This window comes from Polynucleobacter sp. AP-Elch-400A-B2 (genome assembly GCF_018688355.1).
Lineage (GTDB): Bacteria > Pseudomonadota > Gammaproteobacteria > Burkholderiales > Burkholderiaceae > Polynucleobacter.
On record NZ_CP061317.1, the window covers coordinates 466,213 to 490,885 of the forward strand.

Sequence of the window (24,673 nt, forward strand, 5' to 3'; positions counted from 1 at the left end):
TCTAATCAGATGTGCATTGTGATAATTAGACTTAATTAGGCGCACCTGCTTGTTTGAGTGGATGAGCGCTAGAGAAACTGTCTAGCTTCATGCAGTTTTCAAAGATGCCACTCAGAATGGGGGCCACACTCATATCAACACCAAATAGTTTGGCGCCAATGACGTGAGATGCTAGGGCAATATCAGCTATCGTTGGCTCATTACCAAATGAGTAAGTTTTAGACTTCCCCAGCTTCTTCAGCGTATTTTCGATAGCCTCATTACCTTCAGAAAACCAATGTTGAGCCCATTTAGTTTGATGAGATTCATCTAAATCCCATTCTTTATTTAGAAAGTTTCTGACTCGCGGGATGATGAGGGGATGCGTATCTGCAATGGCTATTAAAGCTAGCGCCCTAACCTCTGCTTTGTCGATGGGAATGCTTGGCATCAGTTTTGGATTAGGCCAAATATCTTCGATGTATTCAAGAATCGCTAACGATTGACCAATCTCATGGCCATCATGCTTAAGCAGTGGCACCACATGCTGTGGATTGATTAAGCTGTAGGCTTCTCCAAATTGTTCACCACTTGCTAAGTTGACCGATATCTCTTCAAAGGGAACCCCCTTTAGTGATAGCGCAACCCTAACTCGATAGGCGGCTAGGGATCGCCAGTATCCGTAAAGAGTAACTTTCATTACTTAGCGTTAATAAAGTTACGAATAGCATCCATAAAAATTGCTGGTGCCTGAAGCTGCGGAACGTGAGCTAAACCTGCCAGGATATTCAATGTTGCATTTGGTAATCCGGCGTGGAGCTCTACAGACATAGATGACGGGGTAGCTTCATCTAATTCTCCAACCAGTACTAGTACTGGTTGCGACACTTTTACAAGTTGATCGCGAATATCAAGACCAGCCAAAGCGGAGCATGCACCATGAAATGTTTCTGTATCGAGGGCTAAGAAACGCTTTTTCCGATCCGCAACTAATCCTGGGTTTTGATCCTGAAATTCTGGAGCAAATAAGCGGCGCATTGCAACATCCGCAATGGCTTCTAAACCTTTCTCCTTAGCTGCGGCTGACATACCCCTGAAGGCTGCGCGACCCGGTTCGGAGAACATCGCGCCACAATCAGCCAATACTAAGCGTGAGGCTAATTGTGGGTGGCGAATGCTGGTGATCAAGGCAATAAATCCACCGTAACCGTTACCTAAAAAAATTGGCTTTTCAGTGAGTTTGAGGGATTCGATGCCTTTAGCAATATGATCGGCGATTAGATTAAGGTCGCCACCCACAAATTCAGAACCCTCAAATCCGGGAAGATTTAAAGAGATCACTTGATGGGTTTTTACTAGATCATCTGCCAATGGCTTAAAAGAACTGCTATCTGCAAGCAGCGAGTGGAACAAAATAATTGGAGTGCCTACGCCTGTAATTTCCAGACTCAACTTTTTGTTATCGATATTTAGCGTTTGGTGTGCCATATTAAATTGTTCCTTTAGCTCTTATATTCCAAGAATTACTTTTCGTATTAGTTAAGTCGTGGCTGACTAGCAGTATCTTTGTACCAGTCAAATGGAGCGTCATCCAAGCGAATCATGACGCTCTTGGTTTCAAAATGTTGATCAAATGATTCTGTTCCACACTCGCGACCAATTCCTGAGTCTTTGATGCCGCCCCAAGGTGATGCTGGGTCTAAGCGGTGGTGGTCATTTACCCAGACAATGCCGCATTTAAGTTTTGCAGCAACACGGTGGGCTCTAGTGACATCATTCGTACGAATTGCACCAGCTAAACCAAATGGAGAGTCATTTGCCAATTCAAGACCTTCTTCTTCGGTTGTGAATTTAGTAACAGAGACAAATGGGCCAAATACCTCTTCTTGGAAGATGCGCATATTTCTAGTTACGTCAGCAAAAACAGTCGGCTCTACAAAGAAACCATTCTGAAGACTTGGGTCGGTAGGCACCTTGCCTCCGGCAACTAAGCGTGCTTTATCTTCATTTAATCCAATGTCGATATATTTCAGAACGCGCTGCTGCTGGCGAGCTGAAACTACTGGTCCAAGTTGCACTTTAGCGTCAATGGGGTTGCCGATGCGGATCGATTTGGCTTTAGCTGCTAACTTTTCTACGAACTCATCGTAAATGTTTGCCTGAACAATTTGACGGCTACCGCAAATACAGGTTTGTCCTGCGCCAATGAAGGCACCGAAAGCGGCGTAGTTCACTGCTTGATCAATATTGAAGTCATCAAACACGAGAACAGGAGTTTTGCCACCAAGCTCTAAGGTTTGGTGTGCGAAATTACTGCCCGCTAAAGCCCCAGTAATGCGTCCAGCTTCGGTACCGCCAGTAAGCACCCATTTTGCTAAACCAGGATGCTCAGCTAAGGCTTTACCAGTAGAGGGCCCAAGTCCGGTGATCACATTGAATACTCCTGGTGGCAAGCCTGCTTCAACAAATAATTCTGCAAGGCGAAGCGTTGTTAGCGGGGTGTACTCAGATGGTTTAACTACTGTAGTGCAACCAGATGCCAGTGTAGGAGCCAAACTTTTTACCATGATCATCAAGGGATGATTAAATGGGGTGGAGTTACCCACGACCCCAATTGGAGTGCGTAAGGTGTAGTTAAGGTAGTTGCCATCGACTGGAATGACGGAGTCACGACGCGCAATAGCGAGGCCTGCGTTATAGCGGAAAAAGTCAGGTAGACGTGAAACTTGTGCCCGCGTTTCATTTAACGAGCGACCATTATTGGCAGTTTCTAAAGTGTAGATCTCTTCTAAGTTAGCTTCGAACACATCTGCTAATTTATTAATTAACTTAGCACGTGTACGGTTTGACATTGAACTCCACTCAGGACTGGCAAATGCTTTTGCTGAGCTCTTCACTGCCTTATCAACATCGGCATCAGTTGCATGTGAAATTTGCGCAAGCATCTCACCGGTCGCTGGATTCAATACATCTAATAAATCAGGCTGGGAAGCCGGAATTTCCTTACCATCGATAAATAGTCCGCGGATAGGTACTTGCTTCTGAGTTGTTGACATGAGGATCCTTATTGAAAAATTATGTATTGAATTAACTGACGATCATTCCGCGTGACACAGCATTACTGACACGCTTACCTGCTGCAAGTACATGCTGCTCCGCTAATCTTTGGGCGGTCTTGATAGATCTAGACTGAATAACATCGATGATCTCGCGATGTTCTGCTACTAATGCTTCTGGAGTTCCATGATCCACATTACTAACGCTAATTTGTACTGCTCTTTCCATTAAATCAATGAGGTCGATCAGTTGATCACGCATTCTTGGATTACCACCTAATTCAGCTAGGAGCCGGTGGAATTTTTTGTTGTAGCCGATAAAACCATCGGACCATTGGTCTCGATGAAAGTTCTTAAATTGATCAAGCTCTTGAAGTTGCTCATCACTAGCATTACGAATGATGCGTTCCATATTGGCGCGCTCTAAGGCGGCGCGCAAATGAAACATATCGAGCATGTCGGAGATAGAGACTGGGGCTACACGATAGCCTTGGCGGGGGGTAGTGATTATTAAGCCTTCACGTTCCAGGCTAATGAGCGCATCACGTACTGGGGATTTACTTACTTCAAAACGAACCGCTAACTCAGCTTCCCGTATCTCCGCACCAGGCATGAGATTGCAGGTCAGAATGTCATGGCGCAAGGCTTCGTAGACTTGCTCTCGCAGCAGTCGACCTTCAGTTTCTATGGGTTCTATGGTGGTGCTTGCCATGAGTTTAAAGATATTAGGTAGTCCTTAATTATTTGTCGTAATATATCACAAGAGCTTTTGACAGGTATATGTAAAACTATAAGTTATTGATTTAAATAAATAAATAAATTTTCAAGAGATTTATTGATTTAATTTTATTTTATTGTAGTATATCAATTAGCTCTACAAAATAATATTAAAAGACTACCAAACATCGTGAGGAGACATTCATGTTGAATAAGATGCATTTAAAGGCTGTAGCTTTTGCCCTAGTAGGCGCGTTATTGGCGCCAAGCTCTTTTGCCGCTGAAAAGGCGCCAATTAGGGTCGGATTTCTAACCATCAAATCTGGCGCCCTTGCTGCTGGTGGAAAGCAGATGGAAGAAGCGATTAGTTTGTTCATGAAAGAGCGTAACAATACGATCGCAGGTAGAAAGATTGAGCTTTTTGTTGCCGATACCTCTGGTCAGCCAGCAATTACTAAAACCAAAATGCAAGAGCTTGTTGAAAAAGATAAAGCTCAAGTGATCATTGGACCATTGGCAGCATTTGAGGCGTTGGCTGTGGATGACTACATTAAGAAGGTAGGGATTCCAGTGATATCCCCTTCTGCTGGAGCTGAAGATCTAACACAGCGCAAGCCAAATCCCTGGTTTGTCAGGGGCGTTGGAACATCTGCCCAACCAAGTCATGCCCTCGGTGAGTATGCCGCCAAAGATTTGAAGTACAAGCGTATTGCCATCATTGCCGATGACTTTGCTTTTGGTCATGAGATTGCCGCTGGATTTCAGAGAACCTTTGAAGAAAATGGCGGCAAGGTAGTGCAAAAGCTATGGTCTCCATTAAACGTGGCTGACTACGGCACCTATATTGGTCAAATTAAGCCAAACGTGGATGCGGTATTTGCGGCCTTTGCTGGCGGTAACGGTGTGAAGTTTGTAAAGCAATATAGCGAGTACGGTTTAAAGGGAAAAATTCCTCTCTTAGGTGCAATGACTACTGTTGACGAAGGCATCTTGCCTTTTATGGGTGATGATGCTCTGGGCGTAATTTCTACGGGCTGGTACTCTGCGAACCTCAACAATGCAGCGAATGCAAAGTTTGTTAAGGATTTTAATGCAGCGTATAAAAAAGATCCTGGCTACTATTCTATGGGTGCATATGGCGCAGCTTTGATGCTTGAACAAGCGCTTAAGGATGTCAAAGGCAATATTGAGGATAAGAATGCCTTCATGGCTGCATTGCGTGCAGTTCAATTACCAAATGATCCTAGGGGCAAGGTTACCTTGGATGCCTTAGGCAATCCGATTATGGATATCTACATTCGCAAGGTTGAGAAAAAAGACGGTAAGCTCAGCAACGTTGTGATTAAGACTTATCCATCGGTTAGTCAGTTCTGGACATACAAAACTAAAGACTTCCTCTCAAACCCTGTCTATTCAAGAGATTACCCACTAGCGACGAATTTAGAAAACTGATTCTTTACTTATGTCTTTTTGGTTAATTCAGAGTCTTAATAGCCTTGCTCTAGGGGGAGTCCTTTTCACCCTAGCAGCAGGCTTTTCATTAATTTTCGGATTAATGCGTATCGCCAATCTCTCGCATGGTGCTTATTTCATGTTGGGCGCTTATGTTGGCTTAAGCGTAATCGAGGCGGGGCACTCTTTCTATTTGGCCATTTTGGCCGCAGGGCTAGCGATTGGTCTTTTGGGTTGTATTGTTGAGTGGTTAATTTTGCGTCGCCTTGCTGGTAATAGCTTGTCTCAAGTGTTAGCAACTTTAGGGGTTGCTTTCGTGATTGCCGACTGCAGTCTTTGGTTTTGGGGTGGAGATCCTCGACCTGTTGCCGCTCCTAGTTTTCTGAGTGGCGGTGTTCAGATCTTCGGACAAACCTTTCCTCTTTACAGAATTGCTTTAGTAATTTTTAGTATCTTTATTGCGCTTGGATTATGGCTTTTATTAGAAAAAACCAAACTCGGCGTCATGATTCGTGCCAGTGTTGATGATCGTCAAATGGCACAAGGTATTGGTGTGCCGGCTACTAAATTATTTTCAATTGTTTTTTGTTTGGGTGCTGCATTAGCGGGGGTAGGTGGTATTGCTGCAGCCCCGATTCTTTCAGTCTACCCAGGTTTGGATGCCGATATGCTGCCGATTGCGTTGGTAGTCGTAATCCTTGGGGGTCTCGGTAGCTTAATGGGCGCATTCATTGGTAGCTTCCTCATTGGATTTATCTACAGTTTTGGCCAAGCGCTTTTTCCAGATTTGGCTTACATCATCTTGTTTTTACCAATGCTCATCATTCTGGCTGTTAGACCACGTGGCTTGTTCGGAAGGATAACTGCTTGAACCGCATTTTTTACATTGCCATTCTTGCGGTATTACTTGCCCTCCCTTTGATTCTAGGGGGTACTTACTACACTAACTTAGCAAGCCAAATTCTCATTGCTGGAATTTTTGCAATGAGCCTGAATTTACTTGTGGGATATGCCGGTTTAACTTCTTTAGGTCATGCAGGATACCTTGGCCTGGCTGCCTATATCAGCAGCTGGCTGACAGTAAAGTTGGGGTGGGATCATGCAAGTACTGCGGCGATTGCAATCATTGGTACTACCGTGATCGCAGCCATCTTTGGTTTGATTGCTTTACGTGCAACAGGTATTAGCTTTTTAATGATTACTTTAGCGTTTGGTCAAATTCTGTGGGGCTTAGCTTATCGCTGGGCTAGCGTTACCGGTGGTGATAATGGAATATCTGGCATTACAAGACCTCACTTTTTTGGTTTAGATTTGGGAGAGGCCAGTTATTTTTATTACTTTACTCTGCTCATATTTTTGTTGGTTTGGATTGCGATTGCAATTTTAGTGCGATCTCCTTTTGGAGCCACTATACGAGGAACTAAAGATCAACCTCGTCGCATGAGTGCACTTGGTTTTAATGTCTGGTTAATTCGCTGGATTACCTTTACCGCCTGCGGCTTCTTTGGATCCATTGGCGGCATCATGTATGTTTACTATCACCAATTTATCAGCCCGCATAGTCTGTCATTAGCCAATTCTGCTGAAATGTTACTAATGGTAATCGCTGGTGGGGCTGGCACTTTAGCTGGGCCAGTCATTGGTGCTGCCTTGGTGATGCTACTCAAGAATGTGGCAAGTCAATATATTGACCATTGGGTCACTCTCCTCGGCTTAGTATTTATTTTCATTGTGATGTTTATTCCAGGTGGGATTGTTGCTGGATTCATGCGCATTAAAAACGCAATTAATACGCCCAAGTAAAAATGAGTCCTATTCTTGAAGTTTCTAATTTAAGTAAGTCTTTTGGTGGCCTCAAGGTCACCAAAGGAGTTAACCTCACTGTGAACCCAGGAGAGCGGCATCTATTAATTGGGCCAAATGGCGCAGGCAAAACAACATTATTTAATTTAATCGCAGGAGATTTGGCTTCCGATTCAGGCTCCATTAAATTAAATGGAAAAAATATTACTAAGCTCACGACTGCCAAGCGTGCGCAACTCGATCTGGCTAGGACTTATCAAATCCTGACACTCTTTGGTAAGGATAATTTAATCTCGAATGTGAAATTAGCATTGTTAGGAAAAATGCCGCTACGTTGGAAGTGTTGGGGTGCATTCTCGACGGAACGTGCTTTAGACAAAAAAGCACTAGATATTTTAAAAAAGGTGGGGCTGGTCTCCAAAGCTTATTTACCTTTAGAGCAAACATCGTACGGTGAGAAGCGTCGACTTGAGATTGCTATGGCTCTAGCTCAAAACCCAACTATTTTATTGCTTGATGAGCCTTTAGCAGGCCTGTCTACCGAAGAGCGTGAAACGATTACCGCATTACTTCAGGGGATCAATCGTAGCATCACCATACTGATGATTGAGCACGATATGGCAGTTGCCTTGGCCTTTGCAGATCGAGTGACGCTATTGCACTACGGTGAAGTGATTACAAGTGGCACGCGTCAAGAAGTGGTGAATGATCCACGTACCAAGGAGATATATCTTGGCCACTGATGCTATTTTGAGGGTTGAGGGCTTAAATGCCTTTTATGGAGATAGCCATATTCTTTATGACGTTTCCTTCGACTTAAAAAGAGATACTGTACTTGCACTCCTCGGTAGAAACGGCGCTGGAAAAACAACCTGCATTAGTTCTATTATTGGCTTTTTGGCTGATCGTAATGGCTTAATTGAGCTTGATGGGATGCCATTGCAAAAACTCTCCCCTGAAAAGATTTGTAAAGCAGGTATTGGCATTGTTCCGCAAGGGCGACGTATTTTCCCAAGCTTATCAGTAAAAGAAAATCTTGAAGTGGCCTACCAAGCGCCTCGCTCCGGAAGCTCTCGAAAATGGATTCTTGAGGATGTATTTCAGTTTTTCCCGCGCCTTCAAGAGCGTCAAAATCAGGTTGCAGGAAGCTTATCAGGGGGTGAGCAGCAGATGCTCGCGATTGGTAGAGCCTTGATGACTAATCCAAAAGTATTGCTATTAGATGAGCCATCTGAAGGTTTAGCCCCGCAAATCGTAAAAGAGGTTGGCAATATTATTGCGATGCTTAAGCCATTTATTTCGATTGTGTTGGTTGAGCAAAACCTCGGTCTTGCTTTAAGTGTTGCAGATGATATTGTTTTGCTCAATGGGGGCAAGGTAGTGTTTTCTGGGACTAAGGCACTTTTTAGTGAAAAGCAAAATGAACTGCAAAGTCATTTAAGTGTGGAATAGTGAGCGTGATAATGAAAGAACACCTAAAAACTACTAAGATCGGCGAATACGATATTCAGTACTTAGACATTGGTGAAGGTATTCCTGTTGTCTTAATTCACGGCTTGGCCGGCGATTACAGTGCATGGACTAGTCAGATTCAAATCTTGAAAGATCATTACAGGGTTATTGCTTTCGATAACCGTGGTGCTGGTAAAAGCACGCAAGTGGATGAGCCCATTAGTACCCAAGATTTAGCAAAAGATACTCTAGGTCTGATGGATTATCTTGGCGTACAGTCGGCTCACATCGTCGGACGTTCGATGGGCGGTGCGGTGGCCCAGCATATGGCACTAATGTCACCTAAACGTGTCAAATCCTTGGTCTTGTGCGCATCTTTCGCTATCTTGGATCCTTTAGGGCGTCGCGTTCTATTCAATATGCGGGAAGCGCTTGAATGGCGCATGAATTGGGCGGACCATGCCCGTCACTCAGTACAAAACTTTGTATCGGCGGATTTCTTTAATCACAAGCAAGAACAAGTGAAAAAGATTGAATCCTTAATTGGTGGTGAAACAAGATTGCCAGCATGCTACATTCGCCAGAACGAAGCATGTCAAAACCATGATACAAGCTCGCAATTAGCTCTAATCAAGCAGCCAACTTTAATCATGGCAGGAGCAAGTGATCCTATTTGTTCATTAACTGCAACTCATATTCTGAGTAGTGGTATCAAAGATTCGCAAACGATCTTATTTGAAAATGCGAGCCATTTTTTCTTGATGGAGCAAGCAGATAAATTTAATCACAGTCTTTTAGACTGGCTTAACTCGCATTAATTAAAAAGTCCTACAAATGATGGTTCAGCATGTATGAGATGCCTCAATTATTATTGAGGCATCTCAAAAAACCTTTTGTAAAGGCTAACCATCAAACCTCTTATTGAAATCGTCACGCCGGCACCACCAGGTAGTCTGCACGGAAACCGGATCACAGCCTTGCGCTGGCAGAATTTCTTGGAGAGGCTCGGCTATGAAGTTGTGGTGACTGAATCCTGGTCAGGTGAAGATGCCTCTATGCTGATAGCGTTACATGCCTATCGAAGCCATTCATCCATCATGGCGTTTCATGAGCAGCATCCTAATCGGCCTATTATCTTGGTTTTGACGGGCACTGACTTGTATCGAGATATGGCAGACCATATTGAGGTGCTGCGCTCAATGGAAGTGGCGGATCAGTTGATTGTTTTACAGTCCTCAGCCTTGGATTCAATTCCAGAGCATCTGCGAGATAAAGTCCGAGTGATTTATCAATCAGTTCGGGTTGATATTCCCGATGAAGTTCCGAGTGCGGACTTCCAGGTAGCCGTGATTGGTCACCTGCGAGAGGAGAAGGATCCTTTTTGTATTGCCCGGAGCTTTCCTTTCATACCGTTCAATTCTAAGATCAGTGTCCTGCATTTAGGGATGGCTATGAATGAGCAAATGGAGCTTACTGCTAAGGGGTATAACGAAACTCTAGAGAATTACCAATGGATTGGTGAAGTAAGTCATGCTGATGCATTAAAGGCACTTGCTCAGAGTCGCCTGATGGTGATCTCTAGTCGGATGGAGGGTGGTGCTCATGTGGTTTCAGAGGCAATAGCGCTGGGTGTTCCAGTGATTGCCTCGGATATTCCGGGTAATCGAGGCCTGCTGGGGGATGACTATCTAGGCTACTATCCAGTCGGTAATGAGACCACACTTGCAAACTTGCTGTCTCGTGCTGAAACCATGCCTGATTTTTACTCTGCACTAAAAAAACAGATTGATATTCGTAAAGATCTCGTCAGCCCTGAGCGAGAGATGCAGTCCATTCAAGAGCTGATGATTTCGCTACTTAAGAATTAAGCAAATTATCTATTAGACGTTTGCAAAGCAAACTAAGAAGTGCTTATTTGGATCGGTCCAGCATTGGATCTCAGTGAACCCGGCATGACTAAGTTTTTCTACAAAGTTTTCCTGAGTGTATTTGTAGCTATTCTCAGTATGAATTAAATCTCCTGCCTTAAAAGAGATAATGTGATCTGGGCGTCCATTGCCGGGTAGAGTCACCTGAACATCAGAGCGTGCTCGCAGATGCATCTCAATATGGGACTGGGAGACGTTATAAAAAGCGTGGTGCTCCCAATCCTGAAGTTCAAAGTTGCTGCCAACGAGTCGATTGACGTTGAGCAGGGCATTCAAATTAAATGCAGCAGTGACTCCCAAGGAATCGTTGTAAGCGAGGTGCAAGGTTTCAGTATCTTTGACTAGATCGACGCCTATTAGGAGTCCGCCATTCCCGTAGCACTCATGAGCAAGATTGCTAAAAAACTGATCCGCTTTTTCGGGATCAAAGTTACCGATTGAGGAGCCTGGGTAGAAAAATACTTTCCGAAGTGATTGAAGTTCAGGAAAGGCTAGCGGCAAGCTAAGGTCGATAGCATGAGCTGACATCTCAATTTGAGGAAACTGCTTTTGTAGGTCAGCAACAGCGGCCTCTAAATATTCTTTTGAAATATCGAGTGCTCGATATTGCTTTGGCTGAATACTATTAAAAAGTTGGCTACCTTTAGCGCAATTGCCTGCCCCTAGATCCACTAGAACGTCACAATGCGCTACTGTATTTGCAATCTCACGCCGATAGGTATCCATAATCCATTTCTCTGTTCGAGTTGGATAGTATTCCTCGAGAAGCGTAATGACATCAAACAGATGTGAGCCGACCTCATCATAAAAAAACTTTGGCGATATTGACGGCTTATCAGCAGTAAGACTTTGAAGTAATTCTTGAGCCAGTGTGTGTTTCATTCGATTGATTATCTATGAGGATGAATTAACAGGTAACTTAGCCCTGGTTGTGCATCTGAATTCGACGTAGTTTGTTACTAACCATATCCACGAAGACAACTAAGAGAAGCATTGCAATGATGACGGTGGATGCTTGTGCCTCTCGAAGTAAGGAGAGTTCGTAATACAGCATCTGTCCTAGTCCGCCTGCACCTACAAAGCCCAATATCGTTGCCATGCGGATATTCATTTCCCAGCGATACAGGCTATATGACAGTAATTGAGGTGCGATTCCGGGGAGCGTGCCATATAAGAAGCTAGTGACTCTCCCAGAACCGCTGAGCATTAGCGCGTTACTAGGTCCCGTGGGATGATTTTCTAAGCTTTCGCCAAACAGTCTTCCTAAAACCCCGGTGGTATGGAGCGTTAAAGCTAAAGTTCCTGCAAATGGCCCAAGGCCAACAGCCAGCACCATAAGGGCTGCCCAAACTAATTCGGGGACGGATCGTAAGAAGTTACAAATAAAGCGTGTGAGTCCTTTTGCAGTTGGACCAAATCTGCCTGACACCGGAAGTGAAAGTCCGAGACTCAAGGTGGCTGCGATGAGAGTTGCTAGAGCAGAAATTGCGAGCGTTTGTAAAATACCTTGCCAAATTTTTTCTAAGAAATCAGCGCTGAGATCAGGTGGAAAAAATCGCCCAATAAACTGCGCCATATTACGTAATGCTTCAAGTGTGAAGAGGTCGGCTGGGTTGAGCGAAAGATAAACAAGGCTAGCAATCGTTAATCCAAAGAGAATCAAGAGCATTAAGAGGCACTTAAGACAAAATTGACGAGCTGGCTGAGTATTGATTGGAGCAATCATGCCAATTGCTTTCGAATGATTAAGCTGATGTAGTCAGCCAGTAATACGAGACCCAAAAAAACTACCAGAATGGTTGAGACTTCCCCGCCATTGAGCATTTTCATGGACTGATCCATTAGTTGACCTAATCCGCCTGCACCGACAAAGCCCATCACCACAGAGGCTCGCACGGCACACTCCCAGCGATAGACTGTATAAGAGGCAAGCTCTTGCGCTGAGCCTGGCAGTAAGCCATACAAAAATGCCTCTGTACGACTACTGCCAGATAAGATGAGGGCGCGAGCAGGTAAGGTGTTACCAGACTCCAAAATTTCTGAATAGACTTTGGCAAGCATGCCGCCATAGGTAATTGCGATAGCTAAAACCCCTGCAATAGCACCCAGGCCAAATACCCTTACCAATAAGAGCGCCCACACAATTTCTGGAATGCCGCGCAGTACTAGCATGAGGGAACGTGCCAGAAACCGAATAGCTTGGGCAAACTGATGATCGGATGTAGGGCCAATTCGTGAAATCGAGAGGCTATAAGAAATGATGAGGCCAAGCGGTACTGCTGTCACCATCGCTAAAGCAATCCCGGCGGTAGCCATAGCTAAAGTCTCTATAGTAGCTTTGATGACTAGGGATAAAAAAGTTGCTTCAATATTGGGTGGAAAAAACTGTACTAAAAAGTCACCCATGACTTGAATATTCTTTGGGTCGACTAAAAGCTTGGGCTCAAATTGAGCGAGTTGCAGCATGGGCCAAAGGATGGTGATGGCAAGTAGCAAGCCCATGAAGCGATAGGGTGTTGCGGGATCTCTAGAAATAATAGATGTTTGCATTATGAGGCGGTGCTACTGGCTTGAATTGGAAGTCCTCCAAGCTCTGATGCATACAGCTCTCTTAAGATTTGTTCGCTGACCTCACTTGAGGGTAGATCAAAAATGATTTGACCATCCCGAATCCCAATAATGCGTGGGAACCACCGCAGGGCAATGTCGACTGCATGAAGACTAGCGACAAGAGTGGCAGTGCGTTTTTTTGCTTCTTCAATCAGTACGCTAATCGTCAGGTCTGATAGAACCGGATCCATGGCAGATACTGGTTCATCGGCCAAGATGAGCTGCGGTGCTTGATACATCACTCTAGCAACCCCGACCCGCTGCAACTGACCACCAGAGAGGCAGTCGCAACGATCAAATAGCTTATCAGTCAAGTCTAGGCGTTCCAAACACGACTGCGGACCCGCAATGTCTACCGGGTAAACCAATGACAGAATGGATTTCCAGAGCGGCCACTGTCCCAGTCGCCCAGCGAGAATGGCAGTGATCACTCTTTGTCGTAGTGGAATTGGGGGCGCTTGATGTACTAAGCCAATTTTTGAGCGTAAGCGCTTGAGTGATGACTTAGAGAGTTTCCAGGGATTCTCTCCAAGTACCTCAGCGGTTCCGAGCGAGGGCTTTAGAGCAGTAGCTAAGATATTTAAGAATGTGGTCTTGCCAGAGCCTGATGGGCCAATCACGGCGATGCACTCGCCAGCCTGAGCCATTAATGAAACTTGACTGAGTGCTGGCGTTCCGTTGCTGTGCTCAAAGCTCAGCTGCTGTAAGGAAAATCCCACGAGACTACTTAATCAACCCAGCAGAGCGAGCTGCTTTTTCGATATCGTCATAGTTTGACGATTTCGTGGTGACATATTTACTTGCGCGCTGAAGATCCATGATTTCTTTATGGTTCGGATTGTTAGTATCTAACTTTAAAAACGCGTCAGTAATTTTCTTTACCGTTACTGAGTCGAGATCTCCGCGAACAGTCCAGTTGTAATCAAAGTAAGGTGGTGTTGTAGAGAGTACTTTTGACTTTAGTGCATTCGGATTTTTTGTTTCATTCAGCTTTACCCAAACTGAGGCATTGAGTGCGCCAACATCTGCCTTGCCACTGGCCACAAAAGCGACTGTCGCATCATGTGCCCCAGAAAAAGCAATGTTTTTAAAATCTTTATCTGGATTGATACCAGCTTGCATTAGGAAATAGCGCGGCATGAGATGTCCGGATGTTGAGGACGGTGAGCCAAATGCAATAGTCTTACCCTTGAGTTCGCCTAATGTTTTTAATGAACTATCAGCTGGAACAATGAAAACACTTGTGAATTTCTCATCTTCCACTCGTTGAATAATTGGGTTGGCTGTGCCATTGGTTCTAATTTTGGTCTGTACATAAGTAAAGCCACCTAACCAAGCCATGTCAATCTTCTTGGTTGCCAAGGCCTCCACTACTGCAGCGTAGTCGGTGACCGGCGTGAACTCCACTTTCATGCCAGTTTCTTTTGAAAGATACTCGCCCAAGGGCTTGAATTTGCGCTGCAATTCTGTTGGTGATTCATCTGGAATTGCGGATATACGCAGTACCTCTTGCGCTAGGGCAGGAGTGCTTGCGCTAGCGGCAATACCAAAAGCAAGCAACGCTCCAATGAGGTGCTTCAGTGCATTCATTTTGATTGATTTCATAAAAATATCTTCCTATGTTAGTAATTTCGAATTGAGGGGTAGGGAGTTAATTAACAGATAAGCCTGTGCCTGCTACAAACTGACCGATTTTCTGAGCGCTAGCAAAGCCGCCTAAATTTAGGATTGAGAGGACTTCCGCTTCTTGCTCTGGTGCACAAGAAATCAGTAAACCACCACTAGTTTGGGGATCAGTAAGGACATTTTGTTGCCAAAGTTCTAGGTTGCCAGCGAGCTGAATTTCTTTACCGTAGCCAGCCCAATTGCGTGTAGATGCACCGGTAAAGATATCTGCTTTGACATGCTCTATTGCTTCCTGGACAACTGGAATAGCATCCCAATGGATCTGTGCCATTAAATTAGAGCCTCTTGCCATCTCTAGCAAGTGACCAGCCAAGCCAAAGCCAGTGACATCGGTTAAGGCGTGTACGCCATCTAACTGGGAGAGTGCAACACCAGGCTTGTTCAGCTTGGTTGTGAGGGCAATCATCTCTTTGTAGCCTGCATCAGAGAGGACTTCTTTCTTGAGTGCTGCAGAAAGAATGCCTACACCCAAAGGTTTGCTGAGGATGATGCTGTCGCCTGCTTGAGCACCACTGTTACGTTTCAATTTTTTTGGATCAACTATTCCAATAGCGACGAGACCGTAAATTGGCTCTACCGTATCAATCGAGTGACCACCGGCAATCATGATGCCCGCATCATTGCATACGGATTCGCCACCAGCAGTCACTTGCTGGATCACTTCTAGAGGTAATACTTGAATTGGCATGCCTAGTAGGGCAAGCGCAAAGAGGGGTTGAGCACCCATTGCGTAAATGTCAGAAATTGCATTAGTAGCAGCAATCCGACCAAACTCAAATGGATCATCTACGACTGGCATGAAGAAATCTGTCGTAGCAACAATCGCCTGATTTTCATTAATCTGATAAACGGCAGCATCTTCATTGTTGTCAGAACCCGCCAATAAAGCAGCGGGTAGATTGCGCATCGGGGATGCTTTGAGGATGTCACTTAAGACGCCGGGTGCAATCTTGCACCCACAGCCTCCACCATGAGATAAAGAGGTAAGACGGCCGTTATAAGGTGTAGTCATAAGGTATTAACAATTCAAATTAAAAGTGGTGGTTACTGCAACAACATGAGCTTACTCAATTTAGAGTAAACACGTACGAAAGCCGCAAAAATGATCGCTTCTATGGCCTTGATAAAAGTTACGAAATGTCACTCTTTTCAGGCGATCGGGGGTGAATGGACTGCCACCCTTCAGTACCTGATAGCTGCCATCAAACCAGGGCTGTGAATACTCAACATAAGGATCAGCGCTAAATCCTGGAAAAGGTGCAAAAGTGCTACTAGTCCACTCCCATAAATGAGATGCTTGCCAAGCCCCCTGTTTTTGCGACATTAATAGGCTCAGCTCGTGTTCGTTAGGTAGGCGCACTTGATGGTGTTCACAAAAACGCTGAGCATCTAAGTAGTTAATGTGACGAGCAGCCGATTCATGATTGAAGGGCAGCCATTGACTAAAGATTCGCTCCAGCCAAACATCCCCTTCCTTTTTCCAGTGAGGGGGTGGCGCTACAGGTGTGGACTGGGCAAGATTGCCTGGCGATTGCAAAAACTCTAGATAGTCGCCATTGGTGACCGGTGTACTTGCAATATCAAATGCAGGGAGATCAATAGAGTGCGCCCACTTTTCATTATCAAAAATAAAGCCGGAGCCCTTCTCAGAGCCAGCTTGTATCGTTGATTTCGGAAAATGAATCCAGGTTTGTGCTTTAGCTTCAAACTGACTCGTGCTAGTAAAAGGCGCAAAAGGCATAGAGCGCCCCATGGTCTGCCACATATAGGCAAATGCCTCATTGTGCATATCCTGGTGCAGGATCGCTAGCTGGATAAAGTAAGCCACTTTATTGTCAATTGGTGTGCGCAGTAAGTCTTGAGTTCTTTCAATGACGCTGTGGTTGTACTCCAGTAGGCTATCTAAGGATGGCATTGGCGTAGACCAACGATCTTGATGCGCCATCTCTGAAGAATTAAACAAGTAATCCGCGTTTTTCATGAATGATGGCCTACTCTCTTGACCATCGCGATGAACCCAGAATTCATGAAACCAAGTTAAGTGACCCAGCTCCCACAACGGAGGATTCAGAATATTGAGCTGAGGGACTATCTGATCTTCTACCGAAACATTACTCAGAATTTGACGGGTAATGCCATTACTCTCCTCAAGCCACTGTGCCAAAGTCGACGCAGGTGGATGTGGTGCATAAAGAAGGTAGTCGTCGCCGAAAGATTCAAACATAGAGTGTTTTGAGGAAAATCTTCTATTTAGGTGAGTAATTGCAGTATAAAAGACCACCAGTAAGAGTTTAGTAAGTCAACTAAAGGTATGAATAGTTACCTTGTTTGGTCAAATACTAGATATTGTTTGATTTGTGTTTAGGTGTCAGAATGATTTGAGCTAGCAAGGCCAGCACAGCGGCTGGTATAGCCCCAGCAAGCATGAGTGCGTGGTCATTTACGGCTAGTCCAGCTACGATGCGATCACCAAATCCGCCCGCACCTACTAGCGCTGCTAGGGTGCAGGTACCAACCCCAATCACGGTTGCCGATGCCAAGCCCGTCATGATGACGGGCCGAGCAAACGGAAGCTCGATCGAAATGAGTAATTGCCATTCATTACAACCTAGAGCGAGCGCCGCTTCTTTGAGATTCGATGGCACCTCTCTCAAACTAATATGAGTTGCATTCACAATAGGTAGCAAGCCATATAAAAATAAAGCTAACACTGCTGGCACAGCTCCTATTTGATCTAGTAGAGCAATCAAGATCGTCAGCAGTGCAAGCGAGGGTATGGTTTGCAAAATACCAGTGACCCCTAAAATCCAAGTCGTATATCGAGGTCGTCGATACGCCAGAATACCTAGCGGAATTCCGACAAAAAGGGCCATCGTTGAGGAGATTGCTACCAACAGAACATGATCACGTAGGGCAGTAAAAAAATCTGGACCAAAGAGTAACTTAAAAAATCGGGAGAGCTGAGAGGGTTTTTGTTGTTCACTTGCGCTGGTGTTTAAAAATACCTGCGCAACTTTTTCAAAACTAACGCCTGACTCAGCCAGCCCATTGAGATTGGCCATGGTGACTTCATCTAATTTCCCCTCTAAGCTTTGTAAGGGCTTTTCATCAAAATCAGAACGCATTAACAGGACGGCATCATAGCGTGGAAATGCCTTCCTATCGTCTTCCAATAGAACCAGATCCTTTTGCGCAATCGCAGCATCGGTAGAGTAGGCGTCCACAATGTCGACATCGCTTCGCGCGAGAGCATCATAGGCTAAGCCATGCTCTAGCACTCTCCCAGGCTTCATTGTTAAGCCATAACTTTTCACGAGTGCAGACCAGCCATCCGACCGAGTCTTAAATTCTGGAGATAAGGCGATTCGCAAAGTGGCTTGCTGCTCAGTGCTGAGGTTTGCAATATCACTAATACGCTGAAGACCCAAGGTTCTTGCTTGTTCTGCTCTCATGGCAAGCGCATAGGTGTTATTAAAACCAAGTGGTATTGCTACTTTTAAGCCCTTAGGCTTAACCCAGACATTGAGCTCACTCAGTGATGCTTGGGTTTCTGAGCGTTTTAGTATTTCTCGCAGTATGGTGCCTGTGTATTCTGGGTAAACATCAATCTGACCCGTTCCCAGTGCTTGAATGACAATCGCAGTATTGCCCAGGCCTTGCCGATGGATGGCTTGTACGCCACCATCACGTAATGTTTGATTAACTAGCTCCCCAAGTACGTAGCTTTCTGTAAAGCGCTTGGAGCCAACTACAGTAGTTTTTTCCATAGGCTGCGCCAGTACGGAGCAGCCGATCGCTACTCCTATACATAAGCCGAGCTTCATCCACAAAGAAAAAATAGATTTACTGAAATACAAGTGAGATTAACCTCGTTATTAACGCAAGATCCCATCATAAAAGCCTTTGGCCAATCTTGCCTGCCTGGCTAGTCTCCTTTATGTCACTTTTAGGCGGCATTTACTGTTACATTGATATTGATCCAACTTAATAGCAAAGACTATTTATATGTCAGTCGACTTAGATTTCAAAACGCTCGTCACACAGATGGGTGAAGCAGTCATCATTTCTGACCGAGATGAAAAAATCTTATTTTGGAACGCCTCTGCTGAGCGTATTTTCGGATTTACTCCAGACGAGGCTCTGGGTAAAACACTTAGCATCATCACGCCTGAGCGCTTCAGAGAGCGTCACTCGAAAGGCTACTTTCATACTATTCAGACTGGACAAACCAAGTACGGACATACTTTACTGAGAGTCCCTGCAGTTCATAAAGATGGACGCTCTATTTCAATTGCATTTTCAGTAAGTATGTTGTTTGATGAGCAAAAACAAGCTATTGCAATAGCGGCAATCATTCGAGATGAAACGGAACGGTTTCAGGAGGAGCGTCAGTTAAAGGCAAAGTTAGCAGCTTATGAGAGCAGTGACTAATGACAGCCTAAAGAAAAATCCCCTGAACATTCACTCAGGGGCTTTTATATTAATGAGATTCGGGTCTCATTTTAAATCGCAACCAAAAAATATCATCAGTTACTGCTTTTGAAATGATTTAATATGTGTGAAATAACTTAGTAATGTGTATCTGCATCGCAAAATATGAAGGTATTAATAAGGTAGAGGCAAATAATGAGTAGACCAATTTGGGAGGCATATGCTCTCCGATATGCAACAGTTCAAAGACGTAGAATAGAAAACTTTATTGTTCATGATTCGCATGATGCAGCAACCAATATGGATTATTTTGTTTGGTTTTTAAAAAGTGGAAATGAGACTATTCTCGTAGATACTGGATTTAATAAAGAGGCTGCAGCCCTACGAAAGCGGAATTATTTGCGCTGTCCTATTCATTCTCTTAGGGAGTCTGGCATACCGTTAGAGGATCTCAAGGATGTCATTATCACGCATGCCCACTATGACCATGCAGGAAATACTGGACTTCTCAAGAACACGCGTTTTCATATTCAAGAGCGTGAAATGACTTACGCAACGGGGCCAGAAATGCGGCACGCTTTTTGCCGACATGCCTATGATCCTCATGATATTTGTGAGTTGGTTTATGCAAATTTTGAAGATCGCGTTGGCTTTCATGATGGGGCATATGAACTCCGCCCAGGCATTGAGGTGCACTGGGTTGGCGGCCATACTCGTGGCCTACAAATTGTCCGGGTTCACACTAAGAGAGGTTGGATTGTATTGACCTCTGATGCAGCCCATTACTTAGAAAACTTTATAAATCGCTCACCATTCCCAATAGTCACTGATGTAAGTGATATGTTGAGGGGTTATGAGCTTATTCAGTCATTAGCCGAATCTGATAAGCATGTAATTGCTGGACATGACCCTTTAACTATGAATTTATATAAGCGAGTGGGGCGCGAAGATTTGGAAATTGTTTCTTTGGTTGATCCTTTGTAGCCTTTAAAATTTCCACTCCTATTGTCACTGGTTCGTAGTTAGCTTCTTAAGCGCATTTAAAGGTGAAAGTAAGTAAGGTATTAAGCCTTCAGGGTTCTCCACCATGGGAAAGTGTCCGAAACCTTTAAGCTCGGTAAAGTTTGCACCGGGTATTTCATTGGCCACTTTTAAAGTGTCTGCTGGCGTTGCAGAGTAGTCATAGTCACCAGTTAAGAGCCAGAGCGGCGTTTTTTGAGTATTTACGGAGCCCGTGTGATTGCGAGCATCAAAATCGTCACTGTAAAAAGCGAGGTCTCCGTCGTAGATGCTGGGAGCTCCTTGTGAGTAAATCCAAGTCGCAAAATCTTTACGAGATTTAGGGCTGCTTGGACTTAGCAAGGATCCAACCCATGCTGCGGCAAGTCTAGATCCATGTACCTGAGGATGGTTGAGGTATGGGGAGCGTCGGCCTGGCGAGCGGTAGGGCATTTCGAGTAGCACGCCACCGATAAATCTGTCTGGGTATTTTGCAATCAATGCAAGTCCAATTGCTGAGCCCATTGAGCAACCCATCACAATCGCCTTACTAATGTTGGCGGCATCCATGTAATCAATAATCCAGCACAGGTAGTCTGCTTCAGTCAGTCGCCAGTTCCAATTTGCTACCCCTGGTGGGAGCGGAGATCTACCGTGGCCTGGAATATCAAACGCATGCATTTTCCATTCTGCCTGTAGTTGCTTGTTGCACATTAAACCATGCCATTGCCTTGAATCTGCGCCGGCCGTATGGAGCATGAGAATGGCGGGCTTGTCAGTTGTGCCAGTTTGTTCTTGATATATCCAGTAGTCTTTTTTTGGGCCAATTTTTAAATATGAGCCTGAGATGTTTTCTAGACCATCCCAATTAATATGGTTTGATTCTATTGGGTGCAGTGTATTTCTAAATGCTTCAAGCAAGCGCTCTAAAAAAGGGAGGGACTGGGCAATCTGGATATCTTTACCTGTTATCGTGAAATCAGGGACTTGTCTTCGTAGAGCACCAATTGATTGATATCCAACAGGCGGATTTGAGGACCATATCTTTTCCCAGGTAGCCTCACTGGCTCTTAGGCTGATTAAAGGAAGCTGAGTTTGCGATGGTAGGACATCAAATTGTTGGATATCACCCTTCGCATCTACCACCTCTAGAACACACTGGAATTCCGAATAACGTGCATCAGCCATTACCTCAGGAATATTGAGACATTTTTCTAGGGTGGATTGTATTAAATGAGGTGACATGATTTCACTAAAAAAGGTTAGATACCAAGATAGACTTCCCGAATGCGGGGATCATTGAATAATTCAGATGAGGGGCCCTCGAATGCAAGTGAGCCAGATTGCAATACAAAAGAATAGCTGGTGACAGATAGCGCAAGCTTGGTATTTTGTTCGATAAGTAGCATGGTCACGCCAGATGCATGGATGGCTAGTAATGCGTCATGCAATTCCTGAACAATCTTTGGTGCAAGACCATGACTTGGCTCATCAAGCAGTAGCAAGCGGGGCCTACTCATTAAAGCCCGCCCAATCGCCACCATTTGCTGCTCTCCGCCTGAAAGCGTACCTGCACGTTGACGCTGTCTTTGAGAAAGCCTTGGAAACATGGCAAATATTTTGTCTAAGTCCCTCTGAATTCCGCTTGCATCTTGTCGATGGACATAAGCACCCAGCAGTAGGTTTTCAAGAACTGACATTTCTGGAAAGACATGGCGACCCTCTGGGACATGTGCAATCCCTTTGCTAGGGATTTCATGAGCTGCCAATCTAAGCAAATTTTCATTGGCAAATAGGATTTCACCGTTAGCAATAGGCATCAAGCCAGAAATAGCTTTAAGTAAGGTGCTCTTGCCGGCAGTATTGGCACCAATAACCGAGACAAAACTACCTTCCTCAACTTTAATATTGAGCCCGTGTAAAACCGGGGCCTCAGAATAAGACGCTTTTAAGTTTTTAATTTCTAGCAGGCTCAATGTAGCCCCCCTGCAGTTGCAGTCGTATCCGTACCAAGATAAGCGCTAATAACCTCTGGGTCTGCGCTAATTTCGAGGGGGGTCCCTTCTGCAATAACTTGCCCAAAACTCAAAACCACAATACGTTCACATAAATTCATGATGGCTCGCATGTGATGTTCAATCACAATAAAAGTAATGCCCTCTTTATCTCTGAGAGTCCTAATTAGCTTAAGAATATGATCCATTTCTGTTTCATTCAATGCTGCCATGACCTCATCCAATAAAACAATTTTGGGTCTAGTGCAAAGCGCACGCGCCATTTCAACTAGCGCCTTTTCTGGAAAAGTGAGATCCGCCGCTTTCTTATTCGCAATCTCCAGCATGCCTACTTTAGCTAGACTATCTTTAGCTAGTGAAGTGGCTTCCTCAACCGAGGCTCTTAGTAAACCTCCGGTAAGTACATTTTCTAAAACTGACATCTCTGGAAAGAGGGCAACATTTTGAAAAGTTTTTACCATGCCTAATCTACAAATTTGGTGCGGCTTCAGTCCAGAGATTTTTTCCCCCTCCAAATAAACCTCTCCTGATGTGGGCTTAGTGAGCCCCATGAGCAAGTTGAATAAGGTAGTCTTGCCTGCACCATTGGGCCCAATCAGGCCTAATAATTCACCTGCCTTTACTGATAAGTTCACATTGCCCACAGCGGTCAATCCACCAAACTTACGGGTGAGACTCTCAGTCCAAAGAATATGATTAGTTTCTTTGGTCCTCATGCCTTAATCCTTTGTACAGCTTGCTTGAACAAGGTAGTTAGTCCTCTTGGCTCTAATAAGATGATGCCGATCAAAATGACGCCATAGGCTAACTGAGAATGTCCGGCTCCTTTGCCAGAGAGAAAGGCATTAAAAAGTTCCTCAAGAGGCAGAAGAAAGCAGGCTCCAATGAGGGGGCCAAAAATCGTCCCTATTCCACCGATGATACAAATCAAGGCAACCCTAATAGAGATTCCAACAAGCGAGAAGGCGGAATCAGGATCAAAAAAGAAGTTGAATTGAGCATACAAGACGCCACATGCCCCCATGAGCGCCGCTGAAATGACGGCGGCAATAATTTTTGTGCGAGTTGTATCAATTCCGATGACTTCGGCTGAATCTACATTTGCCTTAACTGCTCGGAGTTCATAGCCCAACTTCGAGTGACTAATTTTCCAAAAAATGAAGGTACTTATTGTGAGTGCGCCAAGCATGATGAAGTAATAGGGAATAGTCGACTTAAATTGCATCATTTCGATCCCAGCATTTGGTGAGAATGGTACAGAAATTCCGACTGGCCCCCCAGTAACTGAGCTCCAAGTGTTGGCAATGGCGCGCATGACTTCACCAAATGCAAGTGTGGCAAGAGCAAAGTAATGCCCGCGTAATTTCATGATAGGTAGACTAAGAAGGCCACCCGTTAATCCAGCCAGAATCATTGCTACCAAAATACCAAGCCAAGGTGACAGACCAAACCTAATTAATAAAATAGTGGAGGCGTAGGCTCCGATACCAAAAAAGGCTGCATGCCCAAGAGATATTTGATTTGCTAGCCCCCCAACAATATTCCAGCTTTGCGCCATTGCTGCAAAAAGTAAAAGGAGTGTTAAGACACGAATTGCATAGCCTTGATCTGTGAGTAGCCATGGAATACTACAGAGCAATATGAAAAGCGCAATGGCGCAATACCTTTGTCCAAACTTAGTATTCATGATGATTTTCTTAATAGACCTTCTGGTCTGAATGCTAGGGTGGCAATAAAAATAATAAAGAGGGCGATGTTCTGAAGTTGAATCGGTAAAAATAAACCTGATAATGATTGAATGATTCCAACCGCTATCCCACCAACTACTGCCCCCAATACATTTCCTAAGCCTCCAAGCACAACTACGGTGAACATCAGAACCCCAAACTGACCCCCTACCGACGGTGATACCGTGAGGTAAGGTAGGATAATCGCTCCTCCAAATGCGGTTAAGCCAACACCCAGGCCAAATGCAATGCGATAGACCTGATCGGTATTGATGCCCATGAGTTTTGCTGCCATCGGATTTTGTGCTGTTGCTCTGACTGCTCGCCCCCACCAGGTTTTTGTTAGCACCCACCAGATGAAGCCACCCGCAATACCAGAGGCAATAAATGCAATCAGGTATGGCATGCTGACGATGAGTCCAAAAAACTCTAGTGCCTCATTTTGGTATGAGGTTTGAACAGAGCGGTATTCAGATCCAAAAAATATTAAGGCTAAATTTTCTAGGCAAATTAATAACCCGACTGTTAGGAAGATTTGAGCGACCTCTGGAGCCTTGAGAACTCTTCTGATTAAAAATTGCTGCACAAAGAAGCCAAGTGCAAATACAACAACAAATGAAATAAGCGATCCTAGGATAGGGTCCAAGCCGAGATATCGCCATGCAAAATAAGCGACATACATTCCAACCATCAAAAACTCGGCTTGCGCAAAGTTGACAATTGAGACAACCCCAAAAACCAGGGTTAACCCAATTGAAATTACTGCATAAACCCCGCCTAGCATTAAGCCATCCAGAATAGCCTGTAGAAATGACATT

General features: G+C 44.6%; 26 protein-coding genes. 9 read left to right on the forward strand and 17 right to left on the reverse strand.

All coding sequences use genetic code 11. The annotated features are described in order from the left end of the window. Window positions 1-31: 31 nt before the first annotated feature. The 4 genes from maiA to FD977_RS02530 are packed head-to-tail and all read right to left on the reverse strand — an operon-like array spanning window position 32 to window position 3,747. Complete coding sequence (gene maiA / locus FD977_RS02515) at window positions 32-679, reverse strand: maleylacetoacetate isomerase (protein WP_215306058.1); 648 nt, start codon at window positions 677-679, stop codon at window positions 32-34. Then, a complete protein-coding gene (locus FD977_RS02520) occupies window positions 679-1,467 on the reverse strand; it encodes an alpha/beta fold hydrolase (protein WP_215306060.1) in 789 nt (262 codons plus the stop codon). Before FD977_RS02520 ends, maiA begins: the two co-directional genes overlap by 1 nt. A gap of 47 nt (window positions 1,468-1,514) precedes the next feature. Further along, window positions 1,515-3,035, reverse strand: a complete 1,521-nt coding sequence (locus tag FD977_RS02525) for an aldehyde dehydrogenase (protein WP_215306061.1) — start codon at window positions 3,033-3,035, stop codon at window positions 1,515-1,517. Between the two features lie 31 nt (window positions 3,036-3,066). Continuing rightward, window positions 3,067-3,747 (reverse strand): GntR family transcriptional regulator, encoded by a 681-nt coding sequence (locus tag FD977_RS02530; protein WP_251369519.1) that lies wholly within the window; start codon window positions 3,745-3,747, stop codon window positions 3,067-3,069. Between the two features lie 209 nt (window positions 3,748-3,956). Here FD977_RS02530 and FD977_RS02535 point away from each other — a divergent pair, with 209 nt between their 5' ends. The 7 genes from FD977_RS02535 (at window position 3,957) to senB (ending at window position 10,327) form a co-directional block, all read left to right on the forward strand. After that, window positions 3,957-5,204 (forward strand): ABC transporter substrate-binding protein, encoded by a 1,248-nt coding sequence (locus tag FD977_RS02535; RefSeq protein ID WP_251369520.1) that lies wholly within the window; start codon window positions 3,957-3,959, stop codon window positions 5,202-5,204. 10 nt (window positions 5,205-5,214) lie between these two features. Continuing rightward, window positions 5,215-6,075 carry a branched-chain amino acid ABC transporter permease gene (locus FD977_RS02540; protein WP_215306063.1) on the forward strand — a complete coding sequence of 287 codons (861 nt, stop codon included), beginning with the start codon at window positions 5,215-5,217 and terminating at the stop codon, window positions 6,073-6,075. Continuing rightward, window positions 6,072-7,007: a branched-chain amino acid ABC transporter permease gene (locus tag FD977_RS02545; protein ID WP_215306065.1), complete on the forward strand. Its 936-nt coding sequence runs from the start codon at window positions 6,072-6,074 to the stop codon at window positions 7,005-7,007. Before FD977_RS02540 ends, FD977_RS02545 begins: the two co-directional genes overlap by 4 nt. 2 nt (window positions 7,008-7,009) lie before the next feature. Continuing rightward, window positions 7,010-7,750, forward strand: a complete 741-nt coding sequence (locus tag FD977_RS02550; protein WP_215306067.1) for an ABC transporter ATP-binding protein — start codon at window positions 7,010-7,012, stop codon at window positions 7,748-7,750. Beyond that, window positions 7,713-8,459 (forward strand): ABC transporter ATP-binding protein, encoded by a 747-nt coding sequence (locus FD977_RS02555; RefSeq protein ID WP_251369521.1) that lies wholly within the window; start codon window positions 7,713-7,715, stop codon window positions 8,457-8,459. The genes FD977_RS02550 and FD977_RS02555 overlap by 38 nt, the downstream gene beginning before the upstream one ends. An 11-nt stretch (window positions 8,460-8,470) precedes the next feature. Beyond that, window positions 8,471-9,277 carry an alpha/beta fold hydrolase gene (locus FD977_RS02560; RefSeq protein ID WP_215306068.1) on the forward strand — a complete coding sequence of 269 codons (807 nt, stop codon included), beginning with the start codon at window positions 8,471-8,473 and terminating at the stop codon, window positions 9,275-9,277. Window positions 9,278-9,385: 108 nt separating this feature from the next. Then, window positions 9,386-10,327 (forward strand): selenoneine biosynthesis selenosugar synthase SenB, encoded by a 942-nt coding sequence (gene senB / locus FD977_RS02565; protein ID WP_256442660.1) that lies wholly within the window; start codon window positions 9,386-9,388, stop codon window positions 10,325-10,327. Between the two features lie 12 nt (window positions 10,328-10,339). On the opposite strand, the gene egtD is transcribed toward senB, so the two are convergent. The 8 genes from egtD to FD977_RS02605 form a co-directional block, all read right to left on the reverse strand. Then, complete coding sequence (gene egtD / locus FD977_RS02570) at window positions 10,340-11,269, reverse strand: L-histidine N(alpha)-methyltransferase (protein ID WP_215306070.1); 930 nt, start codon at window positions 11,267-11,269, stop codon at window positions 10,340-10,342. A gap of 37 nt (window positions 11,270-11,306) precedes the next feature. After that, on the reverse strand, window positions 11,307-12,113 hold the full coding sequence (phnE, locus tag FD977_RS02575) for a phosphonate ABC transporter, permease protein PhnE (protein WP_215306073.1): 807 nt from the start codon (window positions 12,111-12,113) through the stop codon (window positions 11,307-11,309). After that, window positions 12,110-12,937, reverse strand: a complete 828-nt coding sequence (locus FD977_RS02580) for an ABC transporter permease (protein ID WP_215306074.1) — start codon at window positions 12,935-12,937, stop codon at window positions 12,110-12,112. The genes phnE and FD977_RS02580 overlap by 4 nt, the downstream gene beginning before the upstream one ends. Further along, on the reverse strand, window positions 12,937-13,716 hold the full coding sequence (locus FD977_RS02585; protein WP_251369523.1) for a phosphonate ABC transporter ATP-binding protein: 780 nt from the start codon (window positions 13,714-13,716) through the stop codon (window positions 12,937-12,939). Before FD977_RS02585 ends, FD977_RS02580 begins: the two co-directional genes overlap by 1 nt. Before the next feature lie 4 nt (window positions 13,717-13,720). After that, window positions 13,721-14,587 (reverse strand): putative selenate ABC transporter substrate-binding protein, encoded by an 867-nt coding sequence (locus FD977_RS02590; RefSeq protein WP_371743119.1) that lies wholly within the window; start codon window positions 14,585-14,587, stop codon window positions 13,721-13,723. Between the two features lie 61 nt (window positions 14,588-14,648). Then, a complete protein-coding gene (gene selD, locus FD977_RS02595; RefSeq protein WP_215306077.1) occupies window positions 14,649-15,695 on the reverse strand; it encodes a selenide, water dikinase SelD in 1,047 nt (348 codons plus the stop codon). 60 nt (window positions 15,696-15,755) lie between these two features. Beyond that, window positions 15,756-16,907, reverse strand: a complete 1,152-nt coding sequence (locus FD977_RS02600; RefSeq protein ID WP_215306079.1) for an SUMF1/EgtB/PvdO family nonheme iron enzyme — start codon at window positions 16,905-16,907, stop codon at window positions 15,756-15,758. A gap of 115 nt (window positions 16,908-17,022) precedes the next feature. Next, a complete protein-coding gene (locus FD977_RS02605; protein ID WP_215306081.1) occupies window positions 17,023-18,450 on the reverse strand; it encodes a glycine betaine ABC transporter substrate-binding protein in 1,428 nt (475 codons plus the stop codon). Between the two features lie 238 nt (window positions 18,451-18,688). Here FD977_RS02605 and FD977_RS02610 point away from each other — a divergent pair, with 238 nt between their 5' ends. Further along, on the forward strand, window positions 18,689-19,114 hold the full coding sequence (locus FD977_RS02610) for a PAS domain S-box protein (RefSeq protein ID WP_215306083.1): 426 nt from the start codon (window positions 18,689-18,691) through the stop codon (window positions 19,112-19,114). Window positions 19,115-19,309: 195 nt separating this feature from the next. Continuing rightward, on the forward strand, window positions 19,310-20,098 hold the full coding sequence (locus tag FD977_RS02615; RefSeq protein WP_215306084.1) for an N-acyl homoserine lactonase family protein: 789 nt from the start codon (window positions 19,310-19,312) through the stop codon (window positions 20,096-20,098). A 24-nt stretch (window positions 20,099-20,122) separates the two neighbouring features. Here FD977_RS02615 and FD977_RS02620 read toward each other — a convergent pair whose 3' ends face one another. From FD977_RS02620 to FD977_RS02640, 5 genes are read right to left on the reverse strand one after another with little or no spacing between them, the layout of a single operon-like run. Beyond that, a complete protein-coding gene (locus FD977_RS02620; RefSeq protein ID WP_215306085.1) occupies window positions 20,123-21,358 on the reverse strand; it encodes an alpha/beta fold hydrolase in 1,236 nt (411 codons plus the stop codon). A 17-nt stretch (window positions 21,359-21,375) separates the two neighbouring features. Next, a complete protein-coding gene (locus tag FD977_RS02625) occupies window positions 21,376-22,089 on the reverse strand; it encodes an ABC transporter ATP-binding protein (RefSeq protein WP_215306086.1) in 714 nt (237 codons plus the stop codon). Beyond that, entirely contained in the window at window positions 22,086-22,844 is a 759-nt protein-coding gene (locus FD977_RS02630; RefSeq protein WP_215306087.1) for an ABC transporter ATP-binding protein, read from the reverse strand. The genes FD977_RS02625 and FD977_RS02630 overlap by 4 nt, the downstream gene beginning before the upstream one ends. After that, a complete protein-coding gene (locus FD977_RS02635) occupies window positions 22,841-23,815 on the reverse strand; it encodes a branched-chain amino acid ABC transporter permease (RefSeq protein WP_215306088.1) in 975 nt (324 codons plus the stop codon). Before FD977_RS02635 ends, FD977_RS02630 begins: the two co-directional genes overlap by 4 nt. After that, entirely contained in the window at window positions 23,812-24,672 is an 861-nt protein-coding gene (locus FD977_RS02640; protein WP_215306090.1) for a branched-chain amino acid ABC transporter permease, read from the reverse strand. The genes FD977_RS02635 and FD977_RS02640 overlap by 4 nt, the downstream gene beginning before the upstream one ends. Between the last annotated feature and the right edge of the window lies 1 nt (window position 24,673).

Bases quoted from the DNA above. Each gene is read 5' to 3' on its own strand.
- maiA (WP_215306058.1), bottom strand. From the start codon at position 679: ATGAAAGTTACTCTTTACGGATACTGGCGATCCCTAGCCGCCTATCGA.
- FD977_RS02520 (WP_215306060.1), bottom strand. From the start codon at position 1,467: ATGGCACACCAAACGCTAAATATCGATAACAAAAAGTTGAGTCTGGAA.
- FD977_RS02525 (WP_215306061.1), bottom strand. From the start codon at position 3,035: ATGTCAACAACTCAGAAGCAAGTACCTATCCGCGGACTATTTATCGAT.
- FD977_RS02530 (WP_251369519.1), bottom strand. From the start codon at position 3,747: ATGGCAAGCACCACCATAGAACCCATAGAAACTGAAGGTCGACTGCTG.
- FD977_RS02535 (WP_251369520.1), top strand. From the start codon at position 3,957: ATGTTGAATAAGATGCATTTAAAGGCTGTAGCTTTTGCCCTAGTAGGC.
- FD977_RS02540 (WP_215306063.1), top strand. From the start codon at position 5,215: ATGTCTTTTTGGTTAATTCAGAGTCTTAATAGCCTTGCTCTAGGGGGA.
- FD977_RS02550 (WP_215306067.1), top strand. From the start codon at position 7,010: ATGAGTCCTATTCTTGAAGTTTCTAATTTAAGTAAGTCTTTTGGTGGC.
- FD977_RS02555 (WP_251369521.1), top strand. From the start codon at position 7,713: ATGATCCACGTACCAAGGAGATATATCTTGGCCACTGATGCTATTTTG.
- FD977_RS02560 (WP_215306068.1), top strand. From the start codon at position 8,471: ATGAAAGAACACCTAAAAACTACTAAGATCGGCGAATACGATATTCAG.
- egtD (WP_215306070.1), bottom strand. From the start codon at position 11,269: ATGAAACACACACTGGCTCAAGAATTACTTCAAAGTCTTACTGCTGAT.
- phnE (WP_215306073.1), bottom strand. From the start codon at position 12,113: ATGATTGCTCCAATCAATACTCAGCCAGCTCGTCAATTTTGTCTTAAG.
- FD977_RS02580 (WP_215306074.1), bottom strand. From the start codon at position 12,937: ATGCAAACATCTATTATTTCTAGAGATCCCGCAACACCCTATCGCTTC.
- FD977_RS02590 (WP_371743119.1), bottom strand. From the start codon at position 14,587: ATGAATGCACTGAAGCACCTCATTGGAGCGTTGCTTGCTTTTGGTATT.
- selD (WP_215306077.1), bottom strand. From the start codon at position 15,695: ATGACTACACCTTATAACGGCCGTCTTACCTCTTTATCTCATGGTGGA.
- FD977_RS02600 (WP_215306079.1), bottom strand. From the start codon at position 16,907: ATGTTTGAATCTTTCGGCGACGACTACCTTCTTTATGCACCACATCCA.
- FD977_RS02605 (WP_215306081.1), bottom strand. From the start codon at position 18,450: ATGGAAAAAACTACTGTAGTTGGCTCCAAGCGCTTTACAGAAAGCTAC.
- FD977_RS02610 (WP_215306083.1), top strand. From the start codon at position 18,689: ATGTCAGTCGACTTAGATTTCAAAACGCTCGTCACACAGATGGGTGAA.
- FD977_RS02615 (WP_215306084.1), top strand. From the start codon at position 19,310: ATGAGTAGACCAATTTGGGAGGCATATGCTCTCCGATATGCAACAGTT.
- FD977_RS02620 (WP_215306085.1), bottom strand. From the start codon at position 21,358: ATGTCACCTCATTTAATACAATCCACCCTAGAAAAATGTCTCAATATT.
- FD977_RS02630 (WP_215306087.1), bottom strand. From the start codon at position 22,844: ATGAGGACCAAAGAAACTAATCATATTCTTTGGACTGAGAGTCTCACC.
- FD977_RS02635 (WP_215306088.1), bottom strand. From the start codon at position 23,815: ATGAATACTAAGTTTGGACAAAGGTATTGCGCCATTGCGCTTTTCATA.
- FD977_RS02640 (WP_215306090.1), bottom strand. From the start codon at position 24,672: ATGTCATTTCTACAGGCTATTCTGGATGGCTTAATGCTAGGCGGGGTT.